This window comes from Rhizobium sp. 11_C7_N12_5 (assembly GCF_051811145.1).
Taxonomy (GTDB): Bacteria; Pseudomonadota; Alphaproteobacteria; order Rhizobiales; family Rhizobiaceae; genus Rhizobium; species Rhizobium lusitanum.
This window is the reverse complement of record NZ_JBPWPY010000001.1, coordinates 2,137,869-2,151,849: the sequence shown is the minus strand read 5'-3', so window position 1 is coordinate 2,151,849 and position 13,981 is coordinate 2,137,869. Positions and strand designations below refer to the sequence as shown.

The 13,981-nt window shown below is 60.5% G+C and carries 11 protein-coding genes; 9 read left to right on the top strand and 2 right to left on the bottom strand.

The features are described 5' to 3' along the window. The first annotated feature begins 155 nt into the window (after positions 1-155). The 5 genes from AB8B29_RS10590 (at position 156) to AB8B29_RS10570 (ending at position 8,377) form a co-directional block, all read left to right on the top strand. On the top strand, positions 156-2,375 hold the full coding sequence (locus tag AB8B29_RS10590) for a TonB-dependent hemoglobin/transferrin/lactoferrin family receptor (RefSeq protein WP_112440459.1): 2,220 nt from the start codon (positions 156-158) through the stop codon (positions 2,373-2,375). A 432-nt stretch (positions 2,376-2,807) separates the two neighbouring features. Beyond that, positions 2,808-4,331, top strand: coding sequence for an ABC-F family ATP-binding cassette domain-containing protein (locus AB8B29_RS10585; protein WP_047638671.1), 1,524 nt, complete (start codon positions 2,808-2,810; stop codon positions 4,329-4,331). A gap of 254 nt (positions 4,332-4,585) precedes the next feature. Continuing rightward, entirely contained in the window at positions 4,586-6,775 is a 2,190-nt protein-coding gene (locus AB8B29_RS10580) for an anthranilate synthase (RefSeq protein ID WP_113118498.1), read from the top strand. A gap of 105 nt (positions 6,776-6,880) precedes the next feature. Beyond that, on the top strand, positions 6,881-7,615 hold the full coding sequence (locus tag AB8B29_RS10575; RefSeq protein ID WP_052224170.1) for a TIGR02117 family protein: 735 nt from the start codon (positions 6,881-6,883) through the stop codon (positions 7,613-7,615). Between the two features lie 126 nt (positions 7,616-7,741). Beyond that, complete coding sequence (locus AB8B29_RS10570) at positions 7,742-8,377, top strand: bleomycin resistance protein (RefSeq protein ID WP_047638669.1); 636 nt, start codon at positions 7,742-7,744, stop codon at positions 8,375-8,377. A gap of 30 nt (positions 8,378-8,407) precedes the next feature. Here the strand turns inward: AB8B29_RS10570 and bluB are convergent, their stop codons facing one another. Next, the gene (gene bluB, locus AB8B29_RS10565) at positions 8,408-9,154 is read right to left on the bottom strand and encodes a 5,6-dimethylbenzimidazole synthase (protein WP_234903740.1); all 747 of its coding nucleotides are present in this window, start codon (positions 9,152-9,154) and stop codon (positions 8,408-8,410) included. A 388-nt stretch (positions 9,155-9,542) separates the two neighbouring features. Between bluB and AB8B29_RS10560 the strand changes: the two genes are divergently transcribed. Further along, positions 9,543-10,457, top strand: coding sequence for a cation diffusion facilitator family transporter (locus AB8B29_RS10560; RefSeq protein ID WP_037194788.1), 915 nt, complete (start codon positions 9,543-9,545; stop codon positions 10,455-10,457). A gap of 1 nt (position 10,458) precedes the next feature. Beyond that, on the top strand, positions 10,459-10,923 hold the full coding sequence (gene queF / locus AB8B29_RS10555) for a preQ(1) synthase (RefSeq protein WP_037194787.1): 465 nt from the start codon (positions 10,459-10,461) through the stop codon (positions 10,921-10,923). A 55-nt stretch (positions 10,924-10,978) separates the two neighbouring features. Here the strand turns inward: queF and AB8B29_RS10550 are convergent, their stop codons facing one another. After that, entirely contained in the window at positions 10,979-11,791 is an 813-nt protein-coding gene (locus tag AB8B29_RS10550; RefSeq protein ID WP_047562962.1) for a DUF2076 domain-containing protein, read from the bottom strand. Positions 11,792-12,021: 230 nt separating this feature from the next. Here AB8B29_RS10550 and AB8B29_RS10545 point away from each other — a divergent pair, with 230 nt between their 5' ends. Next, on the top strand, positions 12,022-12,609 hold the full coding sequence (locus AB8B29_RS10545) for an ATP-dependent Clp protease proteolytic subunit (RefSeq protein WP_037194786.1): 588 nt from the start codon (positions 12,022-12,024) through the stop codon (positions 12,607-12,609). 262 nt (positions 12,610-12,871) lie between these two features. Then, the gene (locus AB8B29_RS10540; protein WP_037194785.1) at positions 12,872-13,834 is read left to right on the top strand and encodes an MYG1 family protein; all 963 of its coding nucleotides are present in this window, start codon (positions 12,872-12,874) and stop codon (positions 13,832-13,834) included. Positions 13,835-13,981: the final 147 nt, after the last annotated feature.

The window sequence follows — 13,981 nt, the reverse complement described above, 5'->3', positions numbered from 1 at the left end:
CGCTAGATATATTGACAATAATACTCATGTTTTTTATGCGGCAGAAAGAGGGCGGAATATTTCCGCTTTGTTAGCAAAACTAACCCAGCCAGCCCCTTGTCTGCCTCTGTCGCAGCAACCAGCCAGCCCGGTGAAGCAGTTCGAAAGGAACGGTTATGGTTGTCCGGCGCTCCCGCTCGGTTCTCTTGGCATGCACTGCGTTTCTGGCTCTAGGGCTGGCAACGACATCTTACGCGCAAACAGCAACTCAGACCGACGAGGCGACGGGCGAAGCGGCCAAGAGCGACCGCGTCACCAACCTGAAGCCGATCGTCGTCAAGGGCAAGGCGGCAAAGGATGTGCTTGCCGATTCCCCGACCGCCACAGAGACGACGGCAAAGCAGATCGACGACAACCAGATCACGCGCATCGAGGATCTTGGCCGCAGCACCGAGGTCGGCGTCGGCTTCAACCGCGCTACCGGCGGTGTCAACATTCGCGGCCTCGGTGATGACCGTGTGCTGACGACGGTCGACGGCATCGAGATCCCCTATATGCTCGATGTCGCCCGCGGGGCGGACGGCGGTGTCAACAGCTTCGATTTCAATTCGCTTTCAAGTGTAGACATCGTGCGCGGCGCCGATTCCAGCCGGGCCGGTTCGGGCGCTCTCGGTGGCGCCTTCGTGCTGCGCACGTTGGAGCCTGAAGACCTGATAGCCCCCGGTTCCACCTGGGGCGGCGTCTTCAAGTTCGGCTATAATGGCGATGACCGAAGCATCGGCGGCTCGGCTGCGGTTGCCAAGCGCATCGACAACACGGCCGTTCTTTTCGAAGGCGGCTACACCCATGGTCACGAGCTTGAAAACAATGGCGATGTCGGCGGCTATTCAACCAAGCGCACCAAGGCGGATCCCGCCGACTACAATCAGAGAAGCGGCCTCTTCAAGATCCGCCAATATACAGACATCGGCACCTTCGGTATCACGGCGGAGCACTACAACAAAGACAAGACCATCGATGCGATGCACTCGCAGAGCCTGACCGGAAATTTCCGCCCGGGCAACTACGATACGACGGACAATACCGAACGCAACCGTGTTTCGCTCGACTACAAGTACGACGCCGAGAGCGCCGATTCCCTTCTCGACACCGCCAACGCTGTCTTCTATTGGCAAAATCTGCTGCGGGAAGAGGGCGCCGAAGGCTACCGCTACACGTCCGTCATCGGCGACTATTGGCGCCGCAATGAAATGGAAGACCGCAGCATCGGCTTTAACGGCAACGCGTCGAAATCCTTCGATACCGGCAGCCTGCATCACAAGGTCACCTTCGGTCTCGACGTTGCGTTCAGCAAGGTGCATCAATATTCGGCGGGCCAAGATAGCTGCGCTCTTCCCCGTTGGCGCGCTACTTGCGCATTCCTGCATACCAATCAGTCTGACATGCCTGATGTCGACGGCAAGCGTGTTGGTGCTTTCATCGACGACAAGATCGACCTGGGCTCCAGCAACGTCTCGTTGACGCCGGGTCTGCGCTTCGACTGGTACGACTACTCGCCAAAGAACACGGATGCCTATCGCGACAGTGCCAATTATAGCGGCCTGTCATCCGGTCAGTCCGACAGCCGCTTCTCGCCGAAGCTGCGCGCATCCTATCAGCCGCAGGACAATGTCGAGCTCTATGCGCAATGGGCGATGGCCTTCCGTGCGCCCAATGTCAGCGAGCTCTACGTGAATTACGGCGTGCCCGGCGGCTATGTCAGCTACGGCAATCCGGACCTGAAGCCGGAGACCAGCAACGGCATCGAAATCGGCACCAATCTCGGCGACGACGACTTCGGCGGCCATATCGGCGGCTTCTACAACAAGTACAAGAACTTCATCGACTCGGAAACATCAGCCGATCCGACGCGCACCTATCCTCTTGGCATTACCGAATACTTCAACCGCGCCAATGTCCGGATGTTCGGTGTCGAGGTCAATGCGCACAAGAAGTTCGACAATGGCATCCATATCAAGGGCTCTCTTGCCTATGTCAACGGCAAGGACTCCGACAGCGGCGAATGGATCGATTCCGTCGCTCCCGCCAAGGCCGCCTTCACTGTGGGATATGCGACCGAGGTCTGGGGTACGGACTTTACCTTCGTCACCGCAACCAGCGAACCGAAGAAGGATGGCGATAATTTCCGCACTCCCGGCTACGGCATCTTCGATCTGACGGGTTGGTGGGAGCCGGAGCAGGTGAAGGGGTTGTCGCTGCGCGCCGGTGTCTACAACATCTTCAACAAGACCTACTACGACTCGCTCAATGTGGCGTCCACGGGCCTCACACAGCCTTCGGCCTACTATTCCGAGCCCGGCAGAACCTTCAAGCTGACGCTGACGCAAAGGTTCTGAGCTTTCACATCGAGGCAGCAAACTCAGGCGATGCTTCGGCATCGCCTCTTTTTTTGCCTTTGAGCCGCGGCATCGCGAGGTTGTGTAATTGAAAATCGCAATGTTCGGTGTTATTGGAAGCGTGCAGTCTTTAACCTATTGAGAGAAAAGAGAGGAGGACCGTATGACCAAGATAGTCTGGCATATTCGCCAGTTCGGTCCGACTCAGGCCCTGCAGATGCGTTTGCAGGGCTGATCAGAGGCTGTAACTCACTCATTTCTTCTGGTCTGCCCTTTTGGGAGACGTGGCGCACCGCCTTCGTGCTCGTGTCGCCGCGTCATGACATGTTTTCGAGCATTGGCCGATATACGGCCGACGACGTGCGCGTGGAACGGCGGCAAGGAGCCGCTGACGATGCATTCGTGAATGCTTGATCAGGACCGGAAGAAACCATGACTCTGATCAATCTCCGCAATTTTGGCGTTACCCTAGGTGCGCCTTTGTTTTCCAACCTCAATCTTACCGTCGATGCCGGTGATCGCATCGGGATCGTCGCTGCGAACGGACGTGGAAAAACCACGCTGCTCAACTCTCTTGCGGGCAGGCTGGAGCCCACGACCGGCGACATCACCCGCTCGCGCGGTCTTCGGATTGGCTATGTCGAACAGAATGTGCCCGCGGATTTGGCTGAAGTTTCCTTCTACGATGCCATTCTGCAGGCCTTGCCGACGGAACAGGCCGCGAGCGAGAGCTGGCGGGTCGATGTCACCCTCGATTCGCTTGATGTGCCCGTGGTGATGCGGGAGAGGACGCTCTCCCAGCTCAGCGGCGGCTGGCAAAGGCTTGCCATGCTTGCGCGCGTCTGGGTGACCGAGCCGGACGTCTTGTTGCTGGATGAGCCGACCAACCATCTCGATCTCGCCAAGATCGCGCTGCTGGAGGACTGGCTGAACGCTCTGCCGCGCGATGTGGCCGTCCTGATCGCAAGCCACGACCGCGCCTTCCTCGATGCCGTCGGCAACCGGACGCTGTTCCTGCGTCAGGAGCAGTCGCAGATCTACGCGCTGCCATACAGCCGGGCGCGGGCGGCGCTGGAGGAGGCCGATGCCTCGGAAGAGCGGCGCTACCAGAAGGACATGAAGGCGGCACAGCAGCTGCGCAAGCAGGCGGCCAAGCTCTACAATATCGGCGTCAATTCCGGCAGTGATCTGCTGACCACGAAGACGAAGCAGTTGAAGGCGCGAGCCGAGCGGTTGGAGGACGCAGCCCGGCCAGGCTATCAGGAGCGTTCAGCCGGTGCGATCAAGCTCGCCAATCGCGGCACTCAGGCAAAGATATTGGTGACGCTTGACGACGCCTCCGTCGAGACGCCGGATGGAACGCTTTTGTTCAAGACCGGCAAACGCTGGATCTGCCAGGGGGACCGCATCGTCCTGCTCGGGCCTAACGGTGCCGGCAAGACCCGGCTTGTCGAGATGATCCGCAAGGCTATTGCTGATCAGATCACATTGGGAGCGGTCAAGGTGACACCGTCGCTGGTGCTCGGCTATACCGATCAGGCTCTGTCCGATCTCAGCAAGGACGATACGCCGCTTGGCGTGATCACGCGGCTGTTCGAACTCGGCGAGCAACGGGCACGCACACTGCTTGCCGGCGCTGGCATGGGCATCGACATGCAGGGCCGCGCCATCGGCAGGCTTTCCGGCGGGCAAAAGGCGAGGCTGACCATGCTGGTGCTGCGGCTGACCAATCCCAACTTCTACCTGCTCGACGAGCCGACCAACCATCTCGACATCGACGGCCAGGAGGCATTGGAGGACGAGCTGAGGGCGAACGAGGCAAGCTGTCTGCTCGTTTCCCACGACCGCAGCTTCGTCCGCAACATCGGCAACCGCTTCTGGCTGATCGAGCGGAAGCAGTTGATCGAAGTGGAGGGACCGGAAGAGTTCTTCGAGGCGGCCCAGGCGCAAGAGTAGCGGAAGGGTGGGCAGAGACGGAAAATCGTTTCTGCCCATTCGCTGAGATTGCGGCTTGCGCATCACCGCATCTCACGCTAACAATTCACGCCATGAACATGTCCTTGAACAACATTGCAGTTTGGTGGTGGGCTCGCTGAGGCGGCCTCGACCAATCGTGTTCAAAGACCACGAGTGAGCCGCCCGAGATTTCGAGGCGGCTTTTTTGTTATAAAGGCTGCCTGTCATCCGGGCCCGATAACGGAGTGGGAATAATGGTAACGATCCTTCGGGATGATGGTGCGGAAATCTACGAGACGAAGGGCGGGATCACCGTTACCCGGCAGCGTCGGCCGACCCCTTATGCGGATGCTGTTTCGTCTTATATCGACAAGCTCGACGAGCGCCGCGGCGCGGTCTTCTCGTCGAACTACGAATATCCCGGCCGCTACACGCGTTGGGATACCGCCATCGTCGACCCGCCGCTTGGCCTTTCCTGCTTTGGCCGCGACGTCTGGATCGAAGCCTATAATGAGCGCGGCGAAGCCATTCTCGGCTTCATCGCCGAGAAGCTGAAGACCGTTTCCGAGCTGACGCTTGGTGCCTCGACACCGCGCCGGCTCGACCTGACTGTCAAGACGCCGGATCGGGTGTTTACCGAGGAAGAACGCTCGAAGATGCCGACCGTGTTTACCGTGCTGCGCGCGGTGACGGAGCTGTTCTATTCGCAGGCGGATGCCAGCATCGGCTTCTACGGCGCCTTCGGCTACGATCTTGCTTTCCAGTTCGATGCCATCAACCTGAAGCTCAAGCGCCCGGACGACCAGCGCGACATGGTGCTCTACCTGCCGGACGAGATCCTGGTGGTCGATAATTACTCCGCCAAGGCCTGGATCGACCGTTACGACTTCGCCAAGGGTGGCATTTCGACCGAGGGTAAGTCCGGCGAGATCGCCGCCGAGCCCTTCCGCAATACCGATGCCATCCCGCCGAAGAGCGATCACCGCCCCGGCGAATATGCCGAGCTGGTAGTCAAGGCGAAGGAGAGCTTCCGCAAGGGCGATCTCTTCGAAGTCGTGCCCGGCCAGAAGTTCATGGAGCGCTGCGAGAGCAAGCCTTCGGATATTTCCAAGCGGCTGAAGGCGATCAATCCGTCGCCCTATTCCTTCTTCATCAATCTCGGCAATCAGGAATATCTGGTGGGCGCATCGCCTGAGATGTTCGTGCGCGTCTCCGGCCGCCGCATCGAGACCTGCCCGATTTCAGGCACGATCAAGCGCGGCGACGATCCGATCGCCGACAGCGAGCAGATCCTGAAGCTGTTGAATTCCAAGAAGGACGAGTCCGAGCTGACCATGTGCTCCGACGTTGACCGCAATGACAAGAGCCGCGTCTGCGAGCCGGGCTCGGTCAAGGTCATCGGGCGCCGGCAGATCGAGATGTATTCGCGCCTCATTCACACGGTCGACCATATCGAGGGCCGCCTGCGCGACGACATGGACGCCTTCGACGGGTTCCTCAGCCACGCATGGGCCGTCACCGTCACCGGTGCACCGAAGCTCTGGGCCATGCGCTTCATCGAGAGCCATGAAAAGAGCCCGCGTGCATGGTATGGTGGCGCGATCGGCATGGTCGGCTTCAACGGCGACATGAATACCGGCCTGACGCTGCGCACCGTGCGCATCAAGGACGGCATTGCCGAGGTGCGGGCTGGCGCGACGCTGCTCAACGACTCGATCCCCGAGGAAGAAGAAGCCGAAACCGAATTGAAAGCCTCCGCCATGCTGTCTGCGATCCGTGATGCCAAGGCTGCGAATTCCGGCAAGCAGCAGCGCGACGTTGCCTCCGTCGGCAAGGGCGTGAAGATCCTGCTGATCGACCACGAGGACAGTTTTGTCCATACGCTTGCGAACTATTTCCGCCAGACGGGCGCGACCGTTTCGACCGTGCGCACACCGGTGCCGGAGGAGATTTTCGACCGGCTGGATCCCGATCTGGTCGTGCTGTCGCCGGGACCCGGCAATCCGAAGGATTTCGACTGCAAGGCGACGATCAAGAAGGCGAGGGCGCGCAACCTGCCGATCTTCGGCGTCTGCCTGGGGCTGCAGGCACTGGCCGAAGCCTATGGCGGCGAGTTGCGCCACCTCGCACTGCCGATGCACGGTAAGCCCTCGCGCATCCGGGTGCTCGAACCGGGCCTGGTCTTCTCCGGCCTCGGCCGCGAAGTCACCGTCGGCCGCTACCATTCGATCTTTGCCGATCCTTCGACCCTGCCGCGTGACTTCATGATCACGGCCGAAAGCGAGGATGGCACGATCATGGGTATCGAGCATGTGAAGGAACCGATCGCGGCCGTGCAGTTCCATCCGGAATCGATCATGACGCTCGGCGGCGATGCAGGCATGCGGATGATCGAGAACGTGGTGGCGCATCTAGCGCGACGCGCGAAGACGAAGGCTGCCTGACCCGAAGCCCGGCGGCTGCGGATTTAGACATCCCCATGCACTCGGAAAAAGTGCATGGGGATGTTTTTTGCCTTGAAAGAGCCAACAAGCACTTGAAGACATCTCATGTCGGGTAGGGGCTTCCGGTTGTCGATTGCGAAAATATTCAAACGCGTTCTACTCGCCGTGCTGGCGCTTGTTGCGATTGCCGCTTTCGGAATCGCCGTGCCGCGGCCGCTCTGGCATGACGAGCCTGCGCTGGCCGAACGTTCCCATCGCATCCTCGTGCTCAGCAATCCCATTCATACGGATATCGCCATCCCCGTCGACGACGATCTCATGGCCCGCTTCGGTTTTCTGCGAGCGGCGGGGCTTGATCTCGACAATCCGAACCTGCGCTACCTCGTTTTCGGCTGGGGCGGCCGGAGCTTCTATACTGAGACGCCGACCTGGGCGGACCTGAAGGTGGAACCGGTGCTGAAGAGTTTCACCTTGGATCAGTCCGTCATCCATGCCGAGTTGGCGGGCGCCATCCCAGAAAATGCGCCTGCGGTGACCGTGCTCAGCATCGATGACGGCGGCCTTGAGCGGTTGAAGCAATTCGTCCTCGACAGCCTTGCGCAGGCTGATAGCGGACCGGTGTCCCTGCCGGGCAGCAATTACGGCGAGAACGATGCGTTCTTCGAAGCGAGGGGATATTTCAATGCACTGATGGGATGCAACACTTGGACGGCCGCCGGATTGCGGCAGGCGGGATTGACCTCGGGTCTATGGACTGCGCTGCCGTGGATGCTGCGGCTGTCGCTCAGCCTGCATAATGCGCGCGATCGTTTTGCTGCAAGCCTTTCATCCACCGAATAGCTGTAGGAGCCGGTTTGACTTGCCAATGGTTGTAAATTAGTCTTTTCACGTTCCCGTGGGGCACATCGGCATTGGGGCCGAAAGGGCTAAGCCCGCCCGCTGACAACCCTCAGCAGGAATGTGCCCATGCCGACCCTTGATACCTATCGCAAACAAGCCAAGCTATTGCTGCGCTGGCACCGTGACGGCGATTATTCCATCGGAGAAAGAGTTAGAACGCTGGAGCGCTTCAAATCGCTGACCGACCGCAAGGTCTTGGCGATGAAGTTACCGCTGACACTGGCGCAGGAAATCGTCGCCATCGAAGCGGGCCACAAGAGCTGGGCCGAGCTGAAAGCCGTGGCAGTGGATGCGCCCAAGGTGCCGACCGCTTCGCCGGAGCCGCCTGTCATGATGAATGTGGTTCCGATCCTCTTCGTGCGGGACGTGACCGCGAGTGCGGCCTTCTTTGGGGATAGGCTGGGCTTTCTGGTGGATTTCCTACACGGCGCACCGCCTTTCTATGGCGCGGTTTCGCGTGACGGTATCTGCCTGCATTTGCGGCTCGTCCATCAGCCATTTTTTGCGGCCGCCGCCGCGCGCGAGAAGTCGCTGATCCTGGCTTCGATCGAGGTCTCCAATGTCCAGGGACTGTTCGAGGAATTCAAGGCCAAGGGCGTGGAGTTTGCGCAGCCGCTTGCGAAGCAGGCGTGGGGCGGCACCGATTTTCACGTGCGCGATCCGGACGGGAACGTGATCTCGTTTGTGGCATTCAAATCGTGATATTCGGACTATCGGTGATGGTGAGGGAGCTTAGGGCTCCTCGCCATCCTGCCAGCATTCCTCGAAGATCAGCCTGTCGAGCGGCAGCCGGTCGCGCCAGCCCTTCACGGAAAGTTCCGGCATGTCGTAGAGTTCGTCGACATAACCGACGCACAGCCAGGCGACGATCTTGACGTGCTCGGGTATGCCCAGGATCGTCTTGATGGCCTCTTCGTGGAAAATGCTGACCCAGCCGACGCCGACACCTTCGGCGCGCGCGGCGAGCCAGAGATTCTGGACGGCGCAGACGGTCGAATAGACATCCGTCGCCGGATTATGGGTGCGGCCAAGCACCACAGGGCCGCCACGCGTGGTATCGCAGGTGATGCAGATGCTGAGCGGCGCCTTGCGGATGCCCTCCAGCTTCAGCCGCTGATATTGCGCGCGCCGATCGCCCTCGAACATTGCGCAGGCTTCCTCGTTTGCCTGATGGAACGCCTGCCAGACGCGTTCGCGCGTTTCCGGCTGACGGATCAGAATGAAGTTCCACGGCTGCATGAAGCCGACCGAAGGGGCGGAATGGGCCGCCTGCAGCAATCGCCTGACGAGGTCCTCCGGCAGCGGGTCGGACCTGAACTGGTCGCGCACGTCGCGTCGGGTCTCGATGGCGCGATAGACTGCGTTGCGCTCTCCCTCGGAGAACGCGCCGGCCGCGATCAGATGATCCGATACGCCTGCCGGAGCATCGGCGATGGAGGGCGCAAGATTGGCGTCGGTGGGGTCGTCAAGAGCAGACATGTTCAACCATGGTTTCGTGAGGGAGCGGCGGTTCGTCGGTCGATGCCGTCCACCTTCGCATATCGGGCTGAAGCACAGCTTAGTGCGCGATCACAAGCGAAACTACCAGCACGATTCTTCACAGGCGAGCATATAATCGGCTTCCAATTGCCGCGAAGCGTCGTTTCAAGTGGATTTCTCCCCATGCTCCGCCCTTCGTTTGAACCGCCCGCTCGGGAGGAATTGTGCTGAGAAATGTGCCGCCTCCTTTGACAAATGAGGCGTCCTGCATCATATAACCCGTCAATGAACCGCCTGCGCGAAACTCGCGCGGGCGGTTTTGCATTTCAACGGCGCGTTTTTTGCAATTCATTCGCATATGCATGGCGCGCGGACATCGGAGAAGGGTATGAGCGGGCAAGGAAACGACACGATCAGGCGGCTCGCCCTGTGGGGCATTCCGCTGTCGCTTGGCGTCATGGGGTTGAAGATGCTGGCCTGGTGGCTGACGGGCTCCGTGGCGCTTTTGTCCGACGGCCTGGAGTCCCTCGTCAATGTCGTCGCCGCCTTGATTGCCTTCTTTGTCATCCGTTACGCGCAAAAGCCGGCCGACCACGATCATCCCTTCGGCCACCACAAGGCGGAATATCTTTCCGCCGTCACCGAGGGGGCGATGATCATTGTTGCGGCGCTGATGATCGTGCAGGAAGCGGTGGGGCATTTGGGCAATCCGCAGCCGATGCAGGCTCCGGCGCTCGGACTTGCGATCAACGTCGTCGCCGGCGTCATCAACAGTGTCTGGGCCTTGACGCTGATCCGCGCGGGCAAAGCGCATCGCTCGCCGGCGTTATTGGCGGACGGGCAGCACATCATGTCCGACGTCTATACCTCGATCGGCGTGCTGATCGGCCTGCTGCTGGCGCTTGGCACTGGTCAGCCGATCTTCGACCCCGTGCTTGCCATTCTTGTCGCCATCAACATTCTCTATCAGGGCTGGATGGTCATCTCCAGTTCCATCGACGGGCTGATGGACAAGGCCGTGTTGCCGGAGGAGGAGAGCGCGATCAAGGATGCGATCGCCAAGAATGCCGAGGGGTCGCTTGGCGTGCACGATCTGAAGACGCGCCGGGCGGGATCCGTGACCTTTGTCGATTTCCATATGGTAGTACCCGCCGCCATGCCGGTGCGTGACGCGCATCGCATCTGCGACCGCCTTGAAGACGCCATACGGGTGATCCATGCGGGCGCCGAAATAACCATTCATGTGGAGCCCGAGGGCGAGAAAGCCCACGGCATCCGCGTCAAAGTGATCAAGGAGGCCTGATATGCCCAATACCGATGTTTCCGGCCTGTCGATGCTCGGCAGCCAGACAGAAACGGCAGCGAACCCAGAAGCGGCCGTTCTCGAAAAAGTGCCGTCCGGCCATGCCGGCACCGATTATGTCGTCCGCTTCACGGCGCCCGAATTCACCTCGCTTTGCCCGATGACGGGTCAGCCGGATTTCGCCCATATCGTCATCGATTACGTGCCGAACGAATGGCTGGTGGAATCGAAGTCGTTGAAGCTCTTCCTCCATTCCTTCCGTAACCACGGCGCATTTCACGAGGATTGCTCGATCTACATCGCCAAGCGTCTGGTGGAACTGCTGGACCCCAAGTGGTTGCGCATCGGCGCCTACTGGTATCCGCGCGGCGGCATCCCGATCGACGTCTTCTGGCAGACCGGCAAGCCGCCGGAAGGCGTTTGGCTGCCGGATCAGGGCGTGCAGCCCTATCGTGGTCGAGGCTGAACAAAAAGCCGCCGTCTGATGGCGGCTTTTTCTTTGAGCTCACGGTAGCCTGGTGTCAGGCAAACGAGCTGTCGTCGCCGCCATTGTCGAACGAATCGTCATTGGCGTCGTCCTGGGCGTCCTGCGCGGCGTCCTGGGCGTAATCGGCAGCACTCTGATCATTCGGATCGCTATTATCGTCATTGCCGAAATAGTTGTTGTTGATGATCGTTTCCTGCACTGGCTGTTCGGCTGCATTGGCCGCCGTGCCTCCGAAGAGGCCGCTGCCGGAATTTCCACCGAAGAGACCGCCGCCAGTGCCGCCCAGATGCGGGCTGAACAGGCTGGAGAGCGATTCCGCCAGCATCACGCCGCCGGCGACGCCGGCTGCCGTGCCGAGAGCGCCGCGCAGGAAACTGCCGCCGGCCGAGGGGGCTGCTGCCTGCTGGCTCCACGGGCCGGATGGCTGCGGCTGCTGGCCGCCCCATGGGCCTGGCTGCGGTTGGGCGTTGCGGGCATAATCATCATAGAGACGACCCTGCTGTTGCGGATATCCGGCCTGAGGCGCCGGCGCGCGCGGCGGCTGGCCACCGCCGAAGAGGGAACCGAGCCCGCCGAGGAAACCGCCGCTCTGACCCTGCGGATGGCTGTCGGCCCCCTGCTGCTCGAGCTCGTGCACGCGCGCTTCGAGCTGCTGGATGCGATCGGCGGCAGCCTTCATGCCCTGTTCCTGCATGATAACGGCCTGCGCCAGGAAATACGGCGCGTAGGGCTGGTCGCGAACCGACTGGTTGATGAAGGTCTCCGCATCGGCGTCGCGTTGAGCGCTGGATGCGGCGCGCACGCGGTCGAAGAGAGAGGTGAGCAGTTGACGTTCTTCAGGCGACATGATGGCCTCCTTGGCTATCTGTTGCTGCAAATTTGGGACGCGATCCTCATCGCGCTGACCTGACGTAGGATCCAATGTCGGCTTTTCAAAGCCTTTCAAGTTACATTTCGGTAATCCGCAGCCATAACACCATGTTCCCTGGTGCTATTCCCGCCTTGTCTTTTTCCGGCATTGTTTTACGGATTGAGTCGCACTATGTGCGGTGAACGACGCATCTGCTGGAGAGTTGAATGAACGACGAAGACGAACAGGAAGACAAGAAGACGGAGCTGCCCTTGGGCAAGGACGCGGAGGCGAATCTTTTCAAGTCGCGTTCGATCTTCATTTATGGCGGCATCACGCAGGAACTGGCGCAGAAGACCTGCGCGCAGCTCGTAGCGCTCGCCGCCGCCAGCGACGAAGACATCCGCATCTATGTGAATTCGCCCGGCGGCCACGTCGAATCAGGCGATTCCATTCACGACATGATCAAGTTCATCAAGCCGAAGGTCTGGATGATCGGCACGGGTTGGGTCGCTTCCGCCGGTGCGCTGATCTATGTCTCGGTTCCCAAGGAGCGCCGTGTTTGCCTGCCGAACACCCGCTTCCTGCTGCACCAACCGTCCGGCGGCACGCGCGGCATGGCCTCCGACATCGAGATCCAGGCGCGCGAGATCATCAAGATGAACGAGCGCCTGAACAGGATCTTCTCGGAAGCCACCGGTCAGCCGGTCGAAAAGATCGCCAAGGATACGGACCGCGACTACTGGCTGTCCGCCGAGGAAGCCAAGACCTATGGTCTGGTCTCGCGCATCGTGACGTCGCAGGCGGAAATCTGATCTAGCAGATTCTGCTTATCGAGAGCCCTCGTTTGCCGGCAGGCAGGCGAGGGCTTTTTGTGCGGTGAAAGCTGTTTACCACGGCTGCCTTGCCCAACGCAGACACCGATCCACCCCGTTCGAAACGTTCCGTATTGCCGCTCGAGGTAGGGAACGACTAACGCACCAGAAGAGCGAATGACGGGTTGAGCTGACGTCCAGCAACGGCTATCTGGTGCCAACCTCAAGACGATCCTCCGCAAACAACAAGGCACATCCCGGCATGATCCCAGATTTCCTCGTCACCCATTCCGGTGGCTTCCATGCCGACGAGCTGCTGTCCAGCGTCATTCTGAGCCGGCTCTTCCCGCAGGCTCGCCTCATCCGCAGCAGGGCGCAGGAATGGATCGCACCCGGCGCCGACCGCATCATCTACGATGTGGGCGGAAAATATGATGCCGCGGAGCGGATCTACGATCACCATCAGCGCGGTGCGCCGCTGCGGGACGATGGCCAACCCTACAGTTCGTTCGGATTGATCTGGAAGCACTATGGCCGTGATTATCTCGCCGCCTTCGGTCTTCCTGAAGCAAATATCGATGCCGTACATGCCTCGTTCGATGCCAGCTTTGTGCTGCCGGTCGATCTGGTGGACAATGGCGCGCTCAGCCCCTCCGTTGCCGGGCCGCTGGCCGGGCTCACGCTGCCGGCGCTGCTGGAAACCTTAAAACCGGTGTTCGACGAGACCGATCCCGAAGCCGACGATCGCGGCTTCCACACCGCGCTGGCCATCGCACGTAGTTTCGTTGAGGCAAGGATAGGTCAAAGTGCTGCAAAATTGCGGGCCGAGGCACTTGTGCACCAGGCAATCGTGGATACCGGCGAGGGGCGAGTTCTAGAACTCCCGATGGGAATGCCGTTCCGTCCGGCCATCGTGAAGGCGGGCGCGGATCATTTGCTGTTTGTCGTTCACCCGCGCGAAAAGGACTGGTGCCTGACCGGTATCCGCCGCGCCCAGGAAGGGTTTGAGCTGCGGGCCGATCTGCCTGCGGCTTGGGCTGGCCTGACAAATGGTGATCTGGAGGCGGCTTGCGGCGTAGAGGGCGCGAGCTTTTGCCACAATGGCCGTTTCATCGCCGCCGCCGCGACCCGCGAGGCCGCCCTCGCCATGGCCGCGCTGGCAGTAAGGGAAGCGCTTTCCACCGGGCAGGCATCGGCAGCCGAAGCCAGCCTTGTTCCAAGCTGAACTATTCTTGTCGTCCGTGACGACCGGAAACGTCGCAGTCCGTGGGGCGATATCGACCACCGATGGGTCAAGATTGGCGGTTCGTCCATTGTCGGTGTATTTATGGTTCTAACAGCGCAGCGGCAATCGTCCCGATGTGCTGCAAGA

Coding starts and splice junctions, on each gene's coding strand:
- AB8B29_RS10590 (WP_112440459.1), top strand. CDS start 156: ATGGTTGTCCGGCGCTCCCGCTCGGTTCTCTTGGCATGCACTGCGTTT.
- queF (WP_037194787.1), top strand. CDS start 10,459: ATGCCCAATACCGATGTTTCCGGCCTGTCGATGCTCGGCAGCCAGACA.
- AB8B29_RS10580 (WP_113118498.1), top strand. CDS start 4,586: ATGGTAACGATCCTTCGGGATGATGGTGCGGAAATCTACGAGACGAAG.
- AB8B29_RS10545 (WP_037194786.1), top strand. CDS start 12,022: ATGAACGACGAAGACGAACAGGAAGACAAGAAGACGGAGCTGCCCTTG.
- AB8B29_RS10570 (WP_047638669.1), top strand. CDS start 7,742: ATGCCGACCCTTGATACCTATCGCAAACAAGCCAAGCTATTGCTGCGC.
- AB8B29_RS10575 (WP_052224170.1), top strand. CDS start 6,881: ATGTCGGGTAGGGGCTTCCGGTTGTCGATTGCGAAAATATTCAAACGC.
- AB8B29_RS10560 (WP_037194788.1), top strand. CDS start 9,543: ATGAGCGGGCAAGGAAACGACACGATCAGGCGGCTCGCCCTGTGGGGC.
- AB8B29_RS10585 (WP_047638671.1), top strand. CDS start 2,808: ATGACTCTGATCAATCTCCGCAATTTTGGCGTTACCCTAGGTGCGCCT.
- bluB (WP_234903740.1), bottom strand. CDS start 9,154: ATGTCTGCTCTTGACGACCCCACCGACGCCAATCTTGCGCCCTCCATC.
- AB8B29_RS10540 (WP_037194785.1), top strand. CDS start 12,872: ATGATCCCAGATTTCCTCGTCACCCATTCCGGTGGCTTCCATGCCGAC.
- AB8B29_RS10550 (WP_047562962.1), bottom strand. CDS start 11,791: ATGTCGCCTGAAGAACGTCAACTGCTCACCTCTCTCTTCGACCGCGTG.